The sequence below is a fragment of the Protofrankia sp. BMG5.30 genome, from assembly GCF_001983005.1.
Lineage (GTDB): Bacteria > Actinomycetota > Actinomycetes > Frankiales > Frankiaceae > Protofrankia > Protofrankia coriariae.
In genome coordinates, this window is record NZ_MOME01000019.1 from 75,490 (window position 1) to 93,077 (window position 17,588).

Here is a 17,588-nt window from a genome sequence, read left to right on the forward strand (position 1 = left end):
GTTGTCGTGGGCGCTCAGGAGCGGAGCAGGCGGGCGATCGCGTCCGAGGCCTCCCGTACCTTCTGGTCGGCCTCCTCGCCGCCGGCTGCCGCCGCCTGCACGAGGCAGTGCGCCATGTGCGCGTCGAGCAGACCGAGCGCGACCGAGCGTAGCGCTTTCGTCGCAGCCGAGACCTGCGTCAGGATGTCGATGCAGTACTGTTCCTGCTCGACCATCCGTTGCAGGCCGCGGATCTGGCCCTCGATGCGCCGCAGCCGCTTGAGGTAGTCGTCCTTGTCGCCGATGTAGCCGTGGCCCGCGCCCATCCGTACCTCCACCCCATACCCTCCAGGGGTATTTACGATGGTGTCGACTCTATACCCTTAGGGGGTACCGGTAAAGCCGCAACGCCCGCGTCGCGATGCGGACGCGACAGTCAACGGTGTTGATGCCACCCCGCCTGCTCCTGCTCTGCCTATCAGGGGCGTCATGCCGCGAGTAGGTCGTCGGGGGTCGCGGGCGAGGATCGAAGATGCCGTCCAGCGTCGCTGCGGCGCGGGTCACCGCTCGTCGTGCAGGGCGACGACTGCCGCTTCGACTGTGTGATCGTCGCGAGAAACCTGCGAGGCGGCTTGAGGGGGAGGGATTGATCCACTCTATAGTCAACGGTGTTGACGGTGCCGGGCATACAACTTGATCTTCTGGTTCTGCTGACCGCGGCATTCGGGCCATCGACATCTTGATCATATGGCCGGGTGGGTAGGGCGCATCAGGCGTCGGTGTCCCGGAAGGGCTGGCTGTGTACGTCCGCGGACGTAGGAAGATCTCGCGTTCAGTACGTCGTGAGGCGGATGCCGTCGGACCTGCCGGTGGATACCGTCATCTGGTGGATGTTCGGAAGCTGGTCGCGATTGGCGGCTGTCTGCGTGCCGACGTCCTCCCGGCGGCCGTGGTCGCGGCTGTGCTCCTCCTCAGCAGCACCCAGATTGATCATGAAGGGCTCGGATCCGGCCGTCGTCTCGACGCCGTGGGTTACCTGCTGCTCGCCGTTGYCGCCGCCGTGGTGCTCCTGCGTCGCTACCGGCCCCTGTCCATGCTGGCCGCTGAATCAGTCCTGGTCAGTGTTTATCTCGCCGCTGGCTATCCGAACGGTCCGCCACCGGTCCAGCTTCCGCTCGCCGTCGCCGCCTTCTCCGTCGGTACTCGGCTGCCGGTCGTGCCCATGGCTGTCGCGGCCGGGGCCGCCGGGGTGACCGTCGTCGGCGGCGAGCTGATCGGGGACGTCCTGGCCGACGATGATGTCGGCTGGACGCACTGGGTTGTCGGGACGCTGGGCATCCTCTGGCTGGCGGTGCCGGCGCTTATCGGGGGGCTGCTCCAGGTCGCGCGCCGTTCCAGGGCACAGGCCGAGGACGAGGCGCGGCGGGCCATGGCCGAACAGGAACGGCTACGGCTGTATCGCGAGGTACACGACGTCGTGGGTCATGGGTTGTCCGTCATCTCCCTGCAGGCCGGGGTCGCCCTCCACGTCTTCGACCGGCGTCCTGAACAGGCCCGGGCCGCTCTTGAGGCGATCCGGCGCACCAGCCACGACGCGTTGGAGGAACTGCGCGCGACCCTCGCTCTCACCCGTCTCGGCGTCGACACCCGGCCCGCGTGGGCCGGCGCCCCCGACAACGCCGATATGATCGTTGACGGTGCCGGGAGCGCCGACCAGGCCGGCAACGCCCGGCATGTGCCGTTGACCGGTCTCGCGCGCCTGGACGGGATGCTCGCGCAGGTCCGGCGCGCCGGCCTCCGGGTGGATCTGGTGACTTCCGGTGAAGGCCCCGAGGCCCTGCCGGCCGAGGTGGATCTCGCCGTGTTCCGGGTCATCCAGGAGTCGCTGACGAACGTGCTCAGGCATGCCGGCCCGGCCCGCGCCCGTGTCGAGATCTGTTACGAGCCCGACCAGGTGGTGGTCGGAGTATGTGACGAGCCGGTTGCCGATCAGCCGGTGACCGTCGTGGCACCGGCGATGGCCACGACCGATGCCGGGCCCGCGGGCCCCGGGCACACCAGCCCGGTGCCCGCGGGCCACGAGCACGGCCACGGCCATGGCCATGGGCTGCACGGTCTGCGGGAACGCGCCGTCGATCTCGGGGGTACGGTGACGGCCGGCCCGCGGCCTGGCCACGGTTGGCAGGTCCGAGCCGTCCTGCCGTTACGGCGGGTGAATACATGATCCGGGTGGTGGTTGCCGACGACCAGCCGCTGGTACGGCTCGGCCTGCGAGTACTGATCGACAGTGAGGACGATCTCGATCTGGTCGGGGAGGCCGAGGACGGGCGCAGGGCGATCGCCGTTGTCCAGCGGACACGTCCGGACGTGGCGCTGCTCGACATCCGGATGCCCGTCCTCGACGGCCTTTCCGCCCTGCGGGCGATCGTCGAGGACCCGCATCTTGATCAGACCCGGGTCGTCATGGTCACCACGTTCGAGCTGGACGAGTATGTCTTCGAGGCGTTGCGCTCAGGCGCGGCCGGGTTCGTGCTGAAGGACGCCGAGCCCGCGGAGTTGCTCCGGGCGATCCGGGTGGTTGCGGCGGGGGAGTCGTTGCTGTCACCGACAGTGACGCGGCGGGTGATCGACGCCTTTGCTCGGCGGCCCGCCGTGCACACACCCGACCTCAGCGGGCTCACCGCACGCGAACGCGAGGTCATGGGCCTGGTGGGCCATGGCCTGTCGAACGACGAGATCGCGGAGAGGCTGTTCATCAGCCCGGCTACGGCCCGTACCCACGTGAGCAGGGTGATGGTGAAGCTGGGGGCGCGCGACCGGGCCCAGCTCGCCGTCCTCGCCAACCAGGCAGGCATGGTCACGCCGTCCTGATGCTTACGCGTTGTCCTGACGCGCGGGTGTGCCCGCACGCTCTCGTCAGGCCCTCTTCGCTGGTCTGTTTCCTTGGTCTGTTTCCACTGGTCGGTTCTCGCGTACACCCGGCCTACGTCGATCTGCGTAGCGCGGTGACGCCGCCGGGCGGACGACGCGACGCCGTCGGCCGGCGACTCTGGGGCCATGACATCGACTGCTGTCACGCCGGCCGTCACCGTACCGGCTGATGTGGCCAACACCGTGGGCGTTTCGCAACGCCGTATACCCGCAGTGACGGACGGTTTCGCCGTGGAGGTCCTTCACCTGACTAAGCATTACGGTCGTAGGACGGTCGTCGACGGCCTGCGGATGCGTATCCCGACCGGTGYGGTCGCCGGCTTCGTCGGTCCCAATGGCGCCGGCAAGACCACCACCTTGCGGATGCTGCTCGGGCTGGTCCGGCCGTCCGCCGGCGAGGGCAGCGTTCTCGGCGCACCGCTCACCAGGCCACAACGGTACCTTCCCAGAGTCGGCGCCCTGATCGAGAACCCCGCCCTCTACCCGGGRCTGTCCGGGGAGCACAATCTCGCCGTGCTCGCCGCCCTCGGCGGTCATGACCGTTCCCGGATTCCGGAGGTCCTGGCCGAGGCCGGGCTCACGGGCCGTGGCGGTGACGCCTTCCGGACCTATTCCCTGGGTATGAAACAGCGGCTGGCGATAGCGGCCGCACTGCTCGCAGACCCTGACCTGYTCGTCCTCGACGAACCCACCAACGGCCTCGACCCGGCCGGTATCCAGCAGATGCGGGAGCTGGTGCGCACACTGGCGCGGCGTCCAGGAGACGGGCGAGTACGGACCGTTCTGATCTCTTCGCACCTTTTGTCCGAAGTGGAACAGATCTGTGACTGGATCGTCGTCATGGAGCACGGCCGCTCGGTCTACCACGGCCCCATCGACGGGCTGATGGCCGCTGGCGGGCGCAGCGTGCTGCTGCGTCCGCAGCATCCGGACCATCTCGGCGCCATGGCCGAGCTCACCACGGGCCGGAACCTGTCCGTGCGGCGCGACGGCGACCGGCTGCGTGTCGACCTACCCCCGTCCGTCCCCGGCGAGCGGGGTGACCAGAGGTACCTGGATGCCGAGTCGGCCATGGACGCGGTGCTCGCCGAGCTGAACCGGGACGCGTTCGCGGCGGGCATCACCCTCGTGGAGATCACCCCGGTGCGGGTAAGCCTGGAAGAGCGTTACCAAAGCCTGGTGGGTGGAAGCGCGGTCGATCATGCCCCTGGCACGTCGCCGGTGGCCGGGGTTTCCCGGGAACTGGAGGGAACGCGATGAACCGCGCGTTGCATGCGGAGCTACTCAAACTGCGCCGTCGAGGGACGCTTGTCGCCATCGCGGCGGTGGCCGTGATGGGGATGTTGGCGAGCGTCCTGGCCTTCGCCCTCGCCGAGGACACCGCACGGCCTCTCGACGGTCCCAGTGCGGGATTCGCCATGACGCTGGCACGCCTTGCCGGCCCGGACGGCCCCAGCGTTGGATTCGCCGCCGGGATGACCTTCATCGGCCTGCTCGTCTTCGTGGTCTTCACCGCGAATGTCACCAACGAGTACGGCCAGGGGACACTGCGGACGCTGCTGTTGCAGCAGCCACGGCGGGCGGCCTGGCTCGCAGGCAAACTGACCGCGATGTTCGTGATGATGACGGTGGCGCTGTTGGTGGCACTGACGCTCAGCGTGGCCACAGCTGTCGTCATGGCGCAACTGCGCGGGGTGGACACGTCGCAGTGGTGGAGCGAGGCGGCACTCGAAACCGCCGCTGCCAATTTCCTGAACGCGCTCCTCGCCACGATGTGTTTCGCGCTTGTCGCGACGGCGCTGGGTGTGCTGACCCGCTCCACCGTGCTGGCRCTGTCGATCGGGATTGCCTGGATGCTGCCGGTCGAGCACATCATCCAACAGACATGGGCGGGCGCGGCCCGGACGTTCCCAGGCCTGGTGTTCGACGCGGTCGCCCGCGGCGGCCTGCCGGATGCCTCCTACGGCCCGGCGTTGGCGCTCGCGGCCGGGTACGCCGGCGTTGCCGCGGTACTGGCAGCCGTCGCCCTCACCCGCCGCGACGTAACTGCCTGACTGGCTGATCCAGTTTATAGTCAACGCTGTTGACGGCATCGATCCACAATTTGATCTTCTAGTTCTGGTGGCCGCGACATCTGGATCATGTGGCCGGGTGGGTGGGGCGCATCAGGACGAGGACGATGGCGCCAGCGAGCAGGCCGGCCGCGGCGGCCACCGCGAACGCCCCCTGGACACCGGTCACCGCCGAGGCGTGCACGGCGTTGTCGAGAGCGTGCCGGGTGCTCGGCGGGGCCGCGCGCAGCAGCGACGCCGTCTGGCCGCCGGCGACCGCGCGGGCCGTCCGAGCCGCGTCCTCGACGCCGCGTCCGGACAGGCTGCGCTGCGCGCGAGCGGCGAACACGCTGCCCAGGACAGCGATACCGAAGGCGAAACCGAGCTGCCGCGCGGTGTTGACCGCGCCGGCGGCCATGCCACCGCGCCGCGCGGGCACGAGCGCCATCGAGACCGAACCAAGCGCGGGCGTCACGATCCCCACCCCGATACCGATCACCACGAAACCGGGTATGAGTGCCGGCCAGCTCGCCGAGCCGTGGACGAGCACGGCGGCGAGCGCGTCACCGAGGCCGACGACCAGCAGACCGCCACCGAGGATCCAGTCGGGCCGTACACCGTGCAGGAAGCGGCCGGTCGACGCCGAGACCACGAATGCCATGACCGACAGCGGCACACCGGTCAGACCGGCCTCGATCGGGCTGAGACCGACCACGGACTGCAGCCAGATCGAGGTGTAGGCGAACGCGGAGAAGGCGGCGAACGTCAGCAGGACGCCCGTGACGAGCACCCCGACGAACGACCGGTTACGCAGCAGCGCGAGGTCCAGCATGGCGTGCGACGATCGCGACTCGATGCCGGCGAAGAGGGCGAGCAGCACCGCCGCCAGCGCGAGCAGCCACCAGGTGAGCGCGTTGGACCAGCCCTCCTCGCTCGCACGGATGATCGCGTACGTCGCGCCCGCCGCCGCCGCGGTGAACGTGACCATGCCGGGGACGTCCACCCGGCTGTGGGTGGGCTCGTGCGCGTCGGTGAGCACGAACAGGCACAGCACGATGGCGGCGACGCTCACCGGCAGGTTGACGAAGAAGATCCACCGCCAGGACACGCCTTCGGTGAGCAGCCCGCCGATGATCGGGCCGACGGCGGCGGACGCACCCGACACCGCACCCCACAGGCCGTAGGCGCTGCCGCGGTCGCGTCCGGTGTAGGAGCTGTTGAGCAGCGCGAACGTCGTCGCGAACATGGCCGCCGCGCCGACGCCCTGCACGGCGCGCGCCGCGATGAGCGCCGCGGAGTTCGGCGCGATGCCGCATGCGAACGACGACGCCGCGAACACCGCGAGCCCGACGACGTAGGCCCGGCGATGGCCGACGAGGTCCGCGATGGAGCCGGTGCCGAGGACGAGCGCGGCCAGCGCGAACGCATAGGCGTCGACGACCCACTGCAGCGCGCCGAACGACGCGTCGAGGTCGACCACCATGCCCGGCAGGGCGACGTTCACGATCGTCACGTCGACCAGCAGCATGAAGGTGCCGAGACAGACCGTCAGCAGCGGCAGCCACTTACGTACCCGTCCCGTCGCGGGCACGCTCCCGGCCCCGTCCGTCGACCGGATCGCCGGTCCCACGGGCGGGGGCGGGGGAGAGGGAGAGGACGGCTCCATGTCGGTGCCATGACTGCGCTGCGTGTCAGCCTCCTGTGTCATCGGAACAGATGTGGGCCACACCCGCGCCTGCCGGCAGGAGCCGACGGGCGCATCGACATCGACATCGGCTGTTCGACGATCATGAAAACCGTCGAACAGCCGACCAGTGGTCCTCGACCGCGACCGCGGTCCGTACCAGGGAACTCAAACCTAGTGGAAGCCGCGTGCCCTGTTGGAACGAGCACCTTGCCGGAAGYCGCGCGTCCTGGAAGCTGCGGTGTCCTAGAAGTTGCAGTGTCCGCCGTCACGGCCGAAACCGGGACGGGCCACGTCGAAGTCCAGCCGGTTGTCCGGCCCGCTGATGCGTGRCAGGTCGTAGACGCACTGGTGACCGGTTGCGGTGTCGTCGACGGTGACCCGCTGCGACCCGGCGTACATCGCCCCGCTGGTCCAGTCCGTGCCGTTGCTGTAGGTGACTGYGAAGGAGGAGATCGGGTAGTCGGCCGAGGAGCGGGCGTCACCRCCGAAAATGGTGAACTTGATCTCTTTTGCGGCCGGGGCGGCACCGTTGCGGGTTACGCTGCCGATGATTCGGGCGGTGCCCGGGTCCGCGAGGGTCACGAGCTTGATCGTTCCCACGTGGTAGGAGTAGGTCCAGCCGTTCGCCCGGTGGTTGAAATAGTCCACGTAGAAACGGGAGTGAACGTATTCCTGGTCGAGTGCGACGTCCGGGTAGAACTCCAGTGAGAGCCCGGCGGCGCGGGCGCCCCAGTCGGTGCGCAGCGAACCATCGTTGACGTAATCCGGCTGGACGTCGGGCACGAAGTAGCCGTGCGGGAAGAGAATACCCTGGCCGGCCGCGAAGCGCGTGTAGGTGGTGTAGCTTCCAGGTACCTCACAGGCGTTTATGAAGGTGTCGCCGGTGCCGGTCAGTGGATCGTAGTTCTGGCACGGCAGGTACGGCTGCGCGGTCGAACCGAGGACCAGGTCGGCCCCGACCGCGCCCGAGATGGGGACCGCCTGTCCGTTACGGTCGGTAAAACCGCTGAACGGAATGGCGACGCCGAGTCCGCGGGAGGAGTCGCCGGCGTACTGGGTGGAGTCTGCGGCCTGAGCCGGTGTAGTCTGAGCGAGCAGGATCACAGCCATCGAGATGACCGTGAGTGTAGCGGCGCGGCCCCGGCCACCCACCATGCCGGGACGAAAGCGAACTCGAACGCCAYGGGCCGCCGGAAAGTGAGTCCGGCGGATGGGCGACTGGCACAAGTGTGTCATCATCCTCGCCTTGTCTCCATAGGGTGGAACACAGTRTGCCAGTCGCTGCCGCGATACGCGCAGAGATGGGCGTCGGAGCGGCCCAACGTCTGCAAAATTTACATTTCGAGATGATGAACAACGAGCTCCGGTGGGCGATGCCACTCATCACGAAGATGAATTCTTACAATGATCCTGCTGTGATCCCGCACTGTAATTCCGCAGGTCCTGGGGGCGGGCCGACGGGAAGAAGTGGGGGAGCGAGGGAGGGGAGGGGACGACAGGCGCTCGGACCGGCTCCGCCTGTCCCGCCCGCTCGCCCGGCCGGCCTGCCGGTACGGCGGGCGAGGCCGCCCGGGCGGGACTGAGCTGGGTGGGATCCGAGCGAGATCAGGTGCCGTAGGGGTGGGCCGTCCGGGCGTCGCGTAGCGCCCGGGCCCACCACGCGAGCTGGTCGAGCATCGTCTTTGCCGCGGCGCCCGGGCCGGTGGCGTCCTTCGGCTGGCCGGCGGAGTCGAACTTCTCCCGCGCGTTGTGGAAACTGACCGTCTCACGAATAGTTACCGCATGTAGTTCTGCGAACACCAGTCGAAGCTGTTCCACAGCGCGCAGCCCGCCGGCCAGGCCCCCGTAGGAGACGAATCCGATCGGTTTGGCCTGCCACTGCGTGTAGTACCAGTCGATGGCGTTCTTCAGGGGCGCGGGATAGGAGTGGTTGTACTCCGGCGTCACCACGACGAACGCGTCGGCCGCGTCCAGCCGCGGGGTCAGCGCCGCCACCTCGGGCGGCGGCTGCCTGGTAAGCACGGCGGGCAGCCGCGCCTCGGCCAGGTCGACGACGTCGAGCGCCAGGTCGTCGCGCTGTTCGACCTGGCTGACGAACCAGTTCGCCACCACCGGCGCGAACCGGCCTTCCCGCGTGCTGCCCACGATCACGGCCAGTTGCAACGCATGCTCGGACATGATGGTCCCTTTCCCGGTTCTCGGTTCCCGTGGCTCCTGGTGACGCCATGGCTGACGATCTCGTTGATCTCATCCTGGGTACCACCCTGGAAGCTAAACAAAGGTTCAAGTCAAGCTACCGTGGTCCACATGGCACAGCTGTCCTGGAAGACCAAGGAGCTCACCGTCGGTGAGCTGGCCGAGCGCAGTGGCGTGTCCCCCTCGGCGCTGCGTTTCTACGAGCGGCAGGGGCTCATCCGCAGCCGGCGCACCCCCGGCAACCAGCGCCGCTACGGCAGGGACATCCTGCGCAGGGTCGCCTTCGTCCGTGCCTCGCAACGCGTCGGCATCCCGCTTGCGACGATCCGGGACGTCCTCACCGTGCTGCCGGACGAGCGCACTCCCACCCGGGAGGACTGGGCGCGGGCGTCCACCCRTTGGCGCGAGGAGCTCGACGCCCGCATCCGGCGGCTGGAGCAGCTGCGCGACCACCTCACCGACTGCATCGGCTGTGGCTGCCTGTCGATCGACCGCTGCGCCCTGGTCAACCCGTACGACACCCTCGGCGAGCAGGGTGCGGGCCCCCGCTGCCACCTCGAGCCATAGCCACAGCGGGAATCCTGCCGCACGACATGTGAAGCCACACTGTAGTCAACACTGTTGACGAGTCTTCTCATATTTTTGATCTTCAAAAACAACCAGCAAACCAACGCCAAGACGCATAACGGTGCCCCGCCCTGTGCRACCTGACTCACCCATCACGTTGGGACAGTTACTCAAACAGTTGCACTGTTCTTCTGAGTAAGCGATCCTGTTGCATCAGTCATCAAAACCGTTGGGGAGGCACTGTGGGGGACGAAGGAAAGATCGCCAGGATCATAGTCAGGGGTGCGCCGACGGGAGTCCAGAAAGACCTGGTGTGGGCTCTGCTGATCGGCCAGGAAGAGGCGAGCGAGTGGGTGGTCGCCGCGGTCGACGGGGGGTTCCAGTTCACCGAGCTTGCCTCTGGGAAAGTGCTGGCCGCACCGAGCACGGACCCTGGGGCCCAGGTCGCCGTGGCTGTGGCCGGGGCGGAGCGGGCACGCTGGACCATCCGGAAGTTCGATGAGGACGACGCCGCCGCGAAGATCGAAAAGGTTGACCAGATCGTGTCCGGGTTCTACACCCTGGAGCTGGCGGGCACGGGCCGCTACCTCGGGCGCAGCATCGTGGAGGACCGCAGTCTCCTGCCCAAGCGGGTCGTGCTACTGCCCGCGGGTGAGGGCGAGGAGGAGCCCCTCGTCATCGAGGTGCGCTAGAGCGCTGGTCAAGTAGTGCGAATCCCATCCACAACCACCCGCACAGGACATGATCCAAAAGAGTTTGTCGTTGTGTACGCTTTTTGGCCGCGTCAGCGTACACAACGACAAACTTGCGCCGATCTTCTCCGATGGCCGGTGTCCATCGACGTGTGCCGCCGTTAGCGAGGATACGTATGGTTACATGACCGGCGCTCTAGTCCTGGCGATCCGGGCACGATACTGAACCATAGGGGTCTTCGGGCTCTGCCCGGCGGTGACCGGTCACCGCCGGGCACATCGTGTCCGCCCCTGACGTGGATGGGCCGCACCGTACCCCGGCCACCATGATCGTCGTTGGCGTCGGCCAGCCTGTCGATCAGGGCAACGGGGTGTCACCGGCCATTGCTCGTTCCTGGCGTATCCCGGTGGCGCCCCTTGTCGGCGTAGGCGGCGGGGTTCTCCCGGGCTTTCGGGCCCACTGGTGGACACGCGGTAATCTAGTTACAGAAAGTATCGATCTTGCTATTCTTCGTGATGTCGGCGTGTGGGGTGACACCCGCTGGTCCCACGGAGCGGAGAAACGACGATGTCCGGTCGGCGATGCTGGCCGTGGTCGGGACGACGCTCCTGCCGGCGGCCGCGGTGGCGTCCACGCCCGGCGCGGGAACGCTGGGAGCGGACGCCCGGCCGCGGGCCGGCACGCTGTACGCCTGGGGCTGGAACAATGCCGGCCTGTTCGGCGACGGCGCCACCACCGACAGCTCGGTACCGGTGCGGATTCCCACGCTGACCGGGGCCACCGCCATCGCCGGCAGCTCCAGAGACACCAAGTACGTGTTGCGCCGGGACGGCACCGTGTGGGCCTGGGGCAGGAACACCTACGGCCAGTTGGGGAACGGCACCACCACCGACAGTGTGCTGCCGGTGCGGGTCCGCGGCCTGGCCGGAGCCACCGCCATCAGCGCCGGTCTGGACGTCGCATACGCGATCGCGTCGTCCTGCTTCCCGCGCGCTCTGACCTTCCGCCGGCTCCGAGCGCGACGACCCGGCCGCCCCGAAGGACGCGGGCGGAAAGCGGCCCGGGGAAACTCCTACTGGCTGGAAACTGCTACTGGCTGGTCAGAGCGCAGGGAAGCTTCTCTGACCAGCCAGCGCCGTGTCCGGGAGGGTTGGCCGCGGCGACGTCGGCGCGGCCAACCCTCCCGGACCGTCCCGGGCGTACCGTTCCGGCGGGTGGTACGGCTCGGGGCGGTCTTCTGGGGGATAGGGCCCTTGGGGGAAACGTCTTTCAGACGAGGGAGGCCTCGTGTACCGGTTTCTCGGGCGGGGTCCGCGTCCCAGTCGGTGTGATCCCGTCCCTGCGTTGCAGGGTGAGCAGCAGCTGCGCGGACCACCACAGGGCGGTCGCCGTGAGCGCGACGCTGGCGATGGCGCTCAGGAACAGAGCGAAGCCGTTCGGGTCGGGGCTGGAGTTCTGCAGGATGAGGGTGGGGAAGCCGGCGCCCAGGACGTCGAAGGCGAAGTTGCACGGGAAGATCGCGAAGAGCGCCAGGTTGTGGACCTCCTTGGTCGCCCGCAGTTTGAGCACGGCGGCCAGGACGGCGAAGCCCGTGATCTGCGCGGCTTCCATGAACGCGATGAACAGCGGGTAGTCCAGCACGCGCCACGGCGACTCGCCGTAGTAGACGTACAGGTCGAGGTTGATCGCGGTGATCTCGAACACCGCGGTCGTGACGGCGGTGAGGGCGCCGAGCGTGAAGATCTGCCGCAGCGTCGCGCCCCTGCTCAGCGAGCGGTACAGCAGCAGCGCCGGCAGACCGAACACCATGACGTACGCCGGCATCACCCAGACCGGCTGCGGCAGGCCGAAGCTGGTGAACAACGTCCACTGCTCGCCGTTGTCGAGCCAGTGCAGGTGGTAGGCGATGTCGTACAGCGGCTCGATGATGCTGCCGACCGCGACCGCGACAACGAGCGCCACCGGGAAGATCGAGCGTTCCTCGCGGGCCATTTTCCCGGCGTACACGAGCAGGGTGGCCGTGCCGACCCACAGCACAATGGTGGCCACGGTCTGCATCGTGGTGTTGAGCTCGAGCCCGTACGGAGGCGCGGGCGGCTGAGGCGGCGGCGGGGCAAGCGGCATGATCGACTCCCGGAATGTAAGCTAGAGCACACCTCTATGCCCTGATGACCGTACGGTTGTCCCGGATCGGGGGCATCCCCCCGGGTGTGGACTTCCCTCCTCCGGCAGCGGAATCAATCAATACGGGTGTTGTGGGATACGGCTGTGTTGCGATCCGGCGTGGTTGCCGTCGGCCGAGCCGGCCGGGCTGGCAGACTGGTGTGATGGCGAGCGACATCCCCGCGTCCGACGACATCTCCCCGGCCCGGCGGCAGACCGCGGGCCCGGTAGCCGCAAGCCCGGCGGCGGTGAGCACGGCCGCGCAGGACGAAGCCGTCGAGATCTGTCGTGACCTGGTGCGCATCGACTCGGTGAACCGGGGCAACGGCGACGGCAACGAACGGGCCGCCGCCGAATACGTGGCGGCCAAGCTCGCCGAGGTCGGCCTTCAGACCACCATCCTGGAGTCCGAACCCGGCCGTACCAGCGTCATCACCCGGGTCGAGGGTGTCGATCCGCACCGCCCGCCGCTGCTCATCCATGGTCATCTTGACGTGGTGCCCGCGGACCCGGCGGACTGGCGGGTCCACCCGTTCAGCGGCGAGATCGTCGACGGCAGTCTGTGGGGACGCGGCGCGGTCGACATGAAGGACATGGACGCGATGACGCTCGCGGTCGTCCGTGACCTGCTGCGTTCCGGTCGGCGGCCACCGCGTGACCTGGTGCTTGCCTTTGTCGCGGACGAGGAGGCCGGCGGCAGGCTCGGAGCCCGCTGGCTGGTCGACAACCACCCGCACCTGTTCGCCGACTGCAGCGAGGCGATCAGCGAGGTGGGTGGTTTCTCCTACACGGTCTCCGACGACCTGCGCCTCTACCTCATCGAGACGGCTCAGAAGGGCATCGCCTGGATGAAGCTCACCGTCGCCGGCCGGRCCGGGCACGGCTCGATGGTCAGCGACGACAATGCGGTCACGGCGCTGTGCGAGGCGGTCGTGCGGCTCGGCCGGCACCGCTTCCCGATCGTGCTGACCCCGACCGTCCGGACGTTCCTGGACTCCATCGGGGACGCGCTCGGTATCGAGATCGACACCGACGACCTGGAGACCACGATCGCCAAGCTCGGCCCGATCGCCCGGATGATCGGAGCGACCATCCGCAACACCGCGAACCCGACACAGCTCAACGCGGGAGAAAAGGTCAACGTCATTCCGGGGGAGGCCACCGCGCATGTGGACGGCCGTTTCCTGCCCGGCCAGGAGGAGGAGTTCCTCCGTCAGCTCGACGAGCTGATCGGCCCGGCCGTCCGGCGTGACTGGGTCGTGTTCGACCAGGCGTTGGAGACCGGTTTCGACGGTCCGCTCGTGGACGCGATGGCGGGTGCGTTGAAAGCCGAGGACCCGGCCGCCCGCCCGGTCCCCTACATGCTTTCGGGGGGTACCGACGCCAAGTCGTTCTCCCGGCTCGGTATCCGCTGCTTTGGTTTCTCGCCCCTGCTGCTGCCACCGGACCTGGACTTCGCTGGCATGTTCCACGGTGTGGACGAGCGGGTGCCGGTCGAGTCGCTGCGGTTCGGCGTCCGCGTCCTCGACCGCTTCCTGGCCGCCTCCTAGCGCTTCGCGCGGTGCCGCCCTGGTAGCGGCTTCGCGCACTGCCGCTCTTGTAGCGCTTCGCGTGGGGCCGCCTCGGGGCACCGCGCGCGGTACGGCCTGGCCCAGGCGGGCCGGGCCGTACCGGCCATGTCCGGCAGAAGACAGCGGAAACGTGCGTGTACCGCGTGTGGCCCACCAGTCGGCCGGGCAGTCCGGATAACATGTGATGCGCCCGGGTGTCGTACCGTACCGATTTGTTTCCTTTTTCGCCCGGCTGCCCGCGTCGTTGTAGGTGTCCGTATTCTTTCGTCTGCGCTCCGGTGGTTGTCTGTATTCTGATGGCTGGTCTTCCGGCGTCTGGTCATAATACCGGACATTCGTTTTACCTTTTCATCGATTTACCGGCTGTCCCGGCTCTGGGTCGACCGGAGACGGTGTGAGGGACGAATGGCCGAGTAGGCGGGTGTGAAACGGGTATCTCCGCCAGCGGGAGCCCGGCCACGGCGGGGAGTCAGCCCTGACGTACGGGCAGCGGACAAGGCAGAGAGCGGGCAGGGGAGAGGGGATGTCATGGCCTTTCGTCGTTGTCTGGTGGCCACCCTGGTGGCCGTCACGGTCGCGCTGAGCGGGTGGGGCGACGGGCGTGTTCTCGCCGCGTCGGCACCACAGCCGCGGCCACCCGGGCCGGGGACGCCGCTGTCCGCCGCGCCCGTGTCCGCGCCGTCTTCCGGGTCCGCTTCCGGAACTGACGGGACCGAAACGGCCACGGCGGTCGTCCGGGAGCACGGCTACACCCCCACCGGGACGGCCGGCTACCACCCGGACAACGACCTCAGCGTGATCGTCGGACGCTGGACCGCCGCCGTGGACGGCCATCCCCAGCAGGCGTTCCTCTTCCACCACGGCCGTCTGGTCGGCACTGACACCCAGCTACCGAGCGCGACCGTCGAGTGGCTGTGGTCCACCGACGACGTCGTCGCGCTGTCCTACCAGCTTTACCGGCCCGATGACCCGCTGTGCTGCCCCACCGCTGGCGCGGCGACTGTGCGTTACCAGTGGAACGGTACGACGGCTGTTCCTCTCGACCCCGTCCCGCCCGCCGACTGGTCGGCGTCGGCAAGCCGACGGGCGGTGAGCAGCACGGGCTCGACGAGCACCGCGAGCTGAGGACGAGGCGGGCCAACCGGGGCTGGCCGGTCCGCGACGCGGACCGGCCAGCCCCGCAGCCACCGGCGATACGGTCAAACGCATCCGGACTGCCGGAGCTGGACGACCACCAGGCCCGCACGGCCTTCCCCAGAACCCTGCTCCGGCCCCTTTACGGCCGGCCCCCTCATGGGCGCCCCCGGCCAAGGTCCGGGTCAGCGTCCAGCCGGCTGGACGCGAGCTCCTGGTAGAGCGGGCTCACCCGCATCAGATGCTCGTGGTGTCCGGTGGCCGCCACCTTTCCCTCGTCGAGGACGATGATCCGATCGGCTGCGCGAACCGTGGAGATCCGGTGTGCGATGACCAGGAGCGCATGCGATGCCGAGACCTGACGCATCGCCCGGGTGAGCGCCCGCTCGGTGAGCGAGTCCATCTGGGAGGTGGGCTCGTCCATGAGGAGGACGGCGGGCCGGGCCAGCAACGCGCGGGCGATGGCGACCCGTTGGCGTTCCCCGCCCGAGAGCAGAACCCCGTGGTCGCCGACCTCGGTGTCCAACCGGTCGGGTATCCGCGCGACCAGGTCGGCCAGGCCGGCGGTACTGATCGCCCAGCGCAGCTCGTCCTCGGTGGCGTCGGGCGCGGCATAGACGATGTTGTCACGCAGCGTTCCCTGCAGCACCGGGGTCTGCTGTTCGACCAGGTTCACCCAGGTGCGGGCGGTGGCACGGTCGAGGATGTCCACGTCCCGCCCGCCGAACAGGATCGTCCCGCGGTCCGGTTCGTAGAACCGCTCGATGAGCTGGAACACGGTGGACTTGCCCGCACCGGACCTGCCGACCAGCGCGATGTGGCCGCGGGGCGGCACCGTGAACGACACGTCCCGAAGCACMGGTTCGCCGGAGTAGCCGAACCAGACGTTACGGAACTCGACCGCCGGAGTGTCCCCGGCCTGTTCGACCGCCTGCCCGTCCCCGAGTTGTCTCCCGTGCCGGCCGGCGGGCCGGAGCGCCCGCGGTCCGGGGCCGTCCCGGCCGGGGTCGGGACGCCGCTCGGCGGCACCGGCGGTGTCCGGTTCGCGGGGTAGCGCGAAGACCGCGTCGACACGCCGCAGCCCTCCCATGCCGCGTTGGATCGTCCCCGCGACCTCGAACAGATCGGACAGCGGTATGACGAGATAGGTGGCGTAGAGCAGGAAGGCGACGAGATCACCCAGGGACGTCGAACCCCGTGCGACGAGCACTCCACCGACCAGCAGCACCACCAGAACCGATCCCTGCACGGCCAGTTGGATGGCCGGAGCGACGACCGAGTCCAACGCGGCCATCCGCACCCCGGCCCGGTAGGCGTCCCGCGCGTGGCCGGYGATGCGCGCGCTCTCACGCCGTTCGGCCCGGCTGGCCCGCACGGTGCGGATCGTGGTGAGTGCCCGTTCGAGGTCGGCGGTCATGCTCCCGATGCTGGCCTGGCCGCGTTCCGAGGTGATCCGGATGCGCACCATCACGCCCAGCACCATCACCCCGGCCACCACGGCCGCGAGCAGGACCAGCAGGAAGAGCAGCGCGTCCAGCCACACCATCATCACGACCGCGCCGATGACGCCGATCACGCTTGTGACGACCGTGGAGAAGCTGTAGGCGACCGCCTCACGGACGAGGGTGGTGTCGGTGTTGGCCCGGGAGATCAGGTCGCCTATGCGCCGCCGGTCGTAGACCCCGATCCGCAGCCGCAGCAGGTGATCGACCAGCCGGATCCGCAGATCGAGCAGGATTCCCTGGCCGGCACGTTCCAGCAGGTAGTTACCGAGGGTGTCGGTCAGCGCCTGGCCGACGAAGAGCGCGAACAGCAGCAGGATGAGCGATCCGGGGACGCCGCCGGCCTGCGCAAGGTCGATGACGTCCTTCACCAGCAGCGGCTGGGCGACGCCGAGGACGGTGCCGACCACCGTCAGCGCGGTGGCGATCCCCACCAGCGAGCCGTGTCCGCGCAGCAGACGCCACAGTCCGCGCAGCCGCAGTTCCCCGGCCTGCGACCCGTCCTCGTATGCTCCGTCGCCGGACGGTCCGTCGCCCTGAAGGCGTTCCCCGGGCACACCGTCGGTGTGCGCCGCGTCGCCGTCCGAGTCGGTCGGCCGTGGCCTGGCCGTGGTCGTCCGCTCCGCCGGGCCGCCCGGCAGGCCGATGATCCTCATGACGCTCCGACACCTGCCGCCGTGGCCATCCCCGCCGCTGGCGGGGGGACGGTGAGAAGCGGCCGGAAGTAGCCCGCTGGTTCCCGTTCGCCCACCATCGCCCCGTCCGCCTCCACCCAGGCATGGGCGGCGAACGGGCTGACGGCGCGGACGCCCACGCACCAGGTGGGCCAGACCCCTGATGCCCGGCAGAGCAGCGCGGTGGCGATGGATCGGGGGATGCAGCCGTGGCCGCTGCGACACACCATGCTCACCGCCGTCACGGCGTTGCGTGCGGCCAGCGTCTGCTGGTAGTCGGCTGGCACGGCACCCCGGCGCAGGCAGGTCAGGACGGCACGGATCCGGCTGGGAGGCTGGGTGGCGAGCAGTCGTGCGGCCGCGACCGCGGCCAGGGCCAGGGGCCGTCGCCGTAGCGCAAGGCTGTCTCCCCGGCGGCTCACCGACATGGGTGTGGTCAT

17 protein-coding genes are annotated in these 17,588 nt (G+C 68.8%); 9 read left to right on the forward strand and 8 right to left on the reverse strand.

What is annotated here, in order from left to right; translation table 11 throughout:
* Nucleotides 1–14 precede the first annotated feature (14 nt).
* A complete protein-coding gene (locus BL254_RS12615; RefSeq protein WP_013873720.1) occupies nt 15–305 on the reverse strand; it encodes a metal-sensitive transcriptional regulator in 291 nt (96 codons plus the stop codon).
* Between the two features lie 560 nt (nt 306–865).
* Here BL254_RS12615 and BL254_RS12620 point away from each other — a divergent pair.
* From BL254_RS12620 to BL254_RS12635, 4 genes are all read left to right on the forward strand, one after another.
* Complete coding sequence (locus tag BL254_RS12620) at nt 866–2,203, forward strand: sensor histidine kinase (protein ID WP_083731032.1); 1,338 nt, start codon at nt 866–868, stop codon at nt 2,201–2,203.
* A complete protein-coding gene (locus BL254_RS12625; protein WP_076843389.1) occupies nt 2,200–2,850 on the forward strand; it encodes a response regulator transcription factor in 651 nt (216 codons plus the stop codon). The genes BL254_RS12620 and BL254_RS12625 overlap by 4 nt, the downstream gene beginning before the upstream one ends.
* Before the next feature lie 291 nt (nt 2,851–3,141).
* A complete protein-coding gene (locus BL254_RS12630; RefSeq protein ID WP_254858057.1) occupies nt 3,142–4,170 on the forward strand; it encodes an ABC transporter ATP-binding protein in 1,029 nt (342 codons plus the stop codon).
* Complete coding sequence (locus BL254_RS12635) at nt 4,167–4,964, forward strand: ABC transporter permease (protein WP_076843391.1); 798 nt, start codon at nt 4,167–4,169, stop codon at nt 4,962–4,964. Before BL254_RS12630 ends, BL254_RS12635 begins: the two co-directional genes overlap by 4 nt.
* Before the next feature lie 85 nt (nt 4,965–5,049).
* On the opposite strand, the gene BL254_RS12640 is transcribed toward BL254_RS12635, so the two are convergent.
* The 3 genes from BL254_RS12640 to BL254_RS12650 form a co-directional block, all read right to left on the reverse strand.
* A complete protein-coding gene (locus BL254_RS12640; RefSeq protein ID WP_052914862.1) occupies nt 5,050–6,669 on the reverse strand; it encodes an MFS transporter in 1,620 nt (539 codons plus the stop codon).
* A gap of 222 nt (nt 6,670–6,891) precedes the next feature.
* Entirely contained in the window at nt 6,892–7,758 is an 867-nt protein-coding gene (locus tag BL254_RS12645) for a hypothetical protein (RefSeq protein ID WP_254858059.1), read from the reverse strand.
* A gap of 495 nt (nt 7,759–8,253) precedes the next feature.
* Nucleotides 8,254–8,826, reverse strand: a complete 573-nt coding sequence (locus BL254_RS12650; protein ID WP_047224574.1) for an NADPH-dependent FMN reductase — start codon at nt 8,824–8,826, stop codon at nt 8,254–8,256.
* Nucleotides 8,827–8,955: 129 nt separating this feature from the next.
* Here BL254_RS12650 and soxR point away from each other — a divergent pair, with 129 nt between their 5' ends.
* Nucleotides 8,956–9,411, forward strand: coding sequence for a redox-sensitive transcriptional activator SoxR (gene soxR, locus BL254_RS12655; protein ID WP_076843393.1), 456 nt, complete (start codon nt 8,956–8,958; stop codon nt 9,409–9,411).
* A 242-nt stretch (nt 9,412–9,653) separates the two neighbouring features.
* Nucleotides 9,654–10,103, forward strand: a complete 450-nt coding sequence (locus tag BL254_RS12660) for an I66 family serine proteinase inhibitor (protein ID WP_047224576.1) — start codon at nt 9,654–9,656, stop codon at nt 10,101–10,103.
* Between the two features lie 479 nt (nt 10,104–10,582).
* Here BL254_RS12660 and BL254_RS28345 read toward each other — a convergent pair whose 3' ends face one another.
* The gene (locus BL254_RS28345) at nt 10,583–10,891 is read right to left on the reverse strand and encodes a hypothetical protein (RefSeq protein ID WP_254858076.1); all 309 of its coding nucleotides are present in this window, start codon (nt 10,889–10,891) and stop codon (nt 10,583–10,585) included.
* Here BL254_RS28345 and BL254_RS12665 point away from each other — a divergent pair.
* The gene (locus tag BL254_RS12665) at nt 10,818–11,435 is read left to right on the forward strand and encodes an RCC1 domain-containing protein (RefSeq protein ID WP_254858073.1); all 618 of its coding nucleotides are present in this window, start codon (nt 10,818–10,820) and stop codon (nt 11,433–11,435) included. The genes BL254_RS28345 and BL254_RS12665 overlap by 74 nt on opposite strands.
* Here the strand turns inward: BL254_RS12665 and BL254_RS12670 are convergent.
* Nucleotides 11,374–12,228, reverse strand: coding sequence for a hypothetical protein (locus tag BL254_RS12670; protein WP_047224578.1), 855 nt, complete (start codon nt 12,226–12,228; stop codon nt 11,374–11,376). The two genes, BL254_RS12665 and BL254_RS12670, sit on opposite strands and share 62 nt — an antisense overlap.
* A gap of 203 nt (nt 12,229–12,431) precedes the next feature.
* On the opposite strand from BL254_RS12670, the gene BL254_RS12675 reads away from it, so the two are divergent.
* Both BL254_RS12675 and BL254_RS12680 read left to right on the forward strand, forming a co-directional pair.
* Complete coding sequence (locus BL254_RS12675) at nt 12,432–13,817, forward strand: M20/M25/M40 family metallo-hydrolase (protein WP_076843395.1); 1,386 nt, start codon at nt 12,432–12,434, stop codon at nt 13,815–13,817.
* A gap of 549 nt (nt 13,818–14,366) precedes the next feature.
* Nucleotides 14,367–14,963 carry an LppP/LprE family lipoprotein gene (locus BL254_RS12680; RefSeq protein ID WP_047224580.1) on the forward strand — a complete coding sequence of 199 codons (597 nt, stop codon included), beginning with the start codon at nt 14,367–14,369 and terminating at the stop codon, nt 14,961–14,963.
* A 166-nt stretch (nt 14,964–15,129) separates the two neighbouring features.
* Here the strand turns inward: BL254_RS12680 and BL254_RS12685 are convergent, their stop codons facing one another.
* Nucleotides 15,130–17,130: an ABC transporter ATP-binding protein gene (locus BL254_RS12685; RefSeq protein WP_076843396.1), complete on the reverse strand. Its 2,001-nt coding sequence runs from the start codon at nt 17,128–17,130 to the stop codon at nt 15,130–15,132.
* A complete protein-coding gene (locus BL254_RS12690; protein ID WP_076843397.1) occupies nt 17,127–17,588 on the reverse strand; it encodes a lasso peptide biosynthesis B2 protein in 462 nt (153 codons plus the stop codon). Before BL254_RS12690 ends, BL254_RS12685 begins: the two co-directional genes overlap by 4 nt.

Coding starts and splice junctions, on each gene's coding strand:
- BL254_RS12615 (WP_013873720.1), bottom strand. CDS start 305: ATGGGCGCGGGCCACGGCTACATCGGCGACAAGGACGACTACCTCAAG.
- BL254_RS12625 (WP_076843389.1), top strand. CDS start 2,200: ATGATCCGGGTGGTGGTTGCCGACGACCAGCCGCTGGTACGGCTCGGC.
- BL254_RS12640 (WP_052914862.1), bottom strand. CDS start 6,669: ATGACACAGGAGGCTGACACGCAGCGCAGTCATGGCACCGACATGGAG.
- BL254_RS12650 (WP_047224574.1), bottom strand. CDS start 8,826: ATGTCCGAGCATGCGTTGCAACTGGCCGTGATCGTGGGCAGCACGCGG.
- BL254_RS28345 (WP_254858076.1), bottom strand. CDS start 10,891: ATGGCGGTGGCCCCGGTCAGCGTGGGAATCCGCACCGGTACCGAGCTG.
- BL254_RS12670 (WP_047224578.1), bottom strand. CDS start 12,228: ATGCCGCTTGCCCCGCCGCCGCCTCAGCCGCCCGCGCCTCCGTACGGG.
- BL254_RS12680 (WP_047224580.1), top strand. CDS start 14,367: ATGGCCTTTCGTCGTTGTCTGGTGGCCACCCTGGTGGCCGTCACGGTC.
- BL254_RS12690 (WP_076843397.1), bottom strand. CDS start 17,588: ATGACCACACCCATGTCGGTGAGCCGCCGGGGAGACAGCCTTGCGCTA.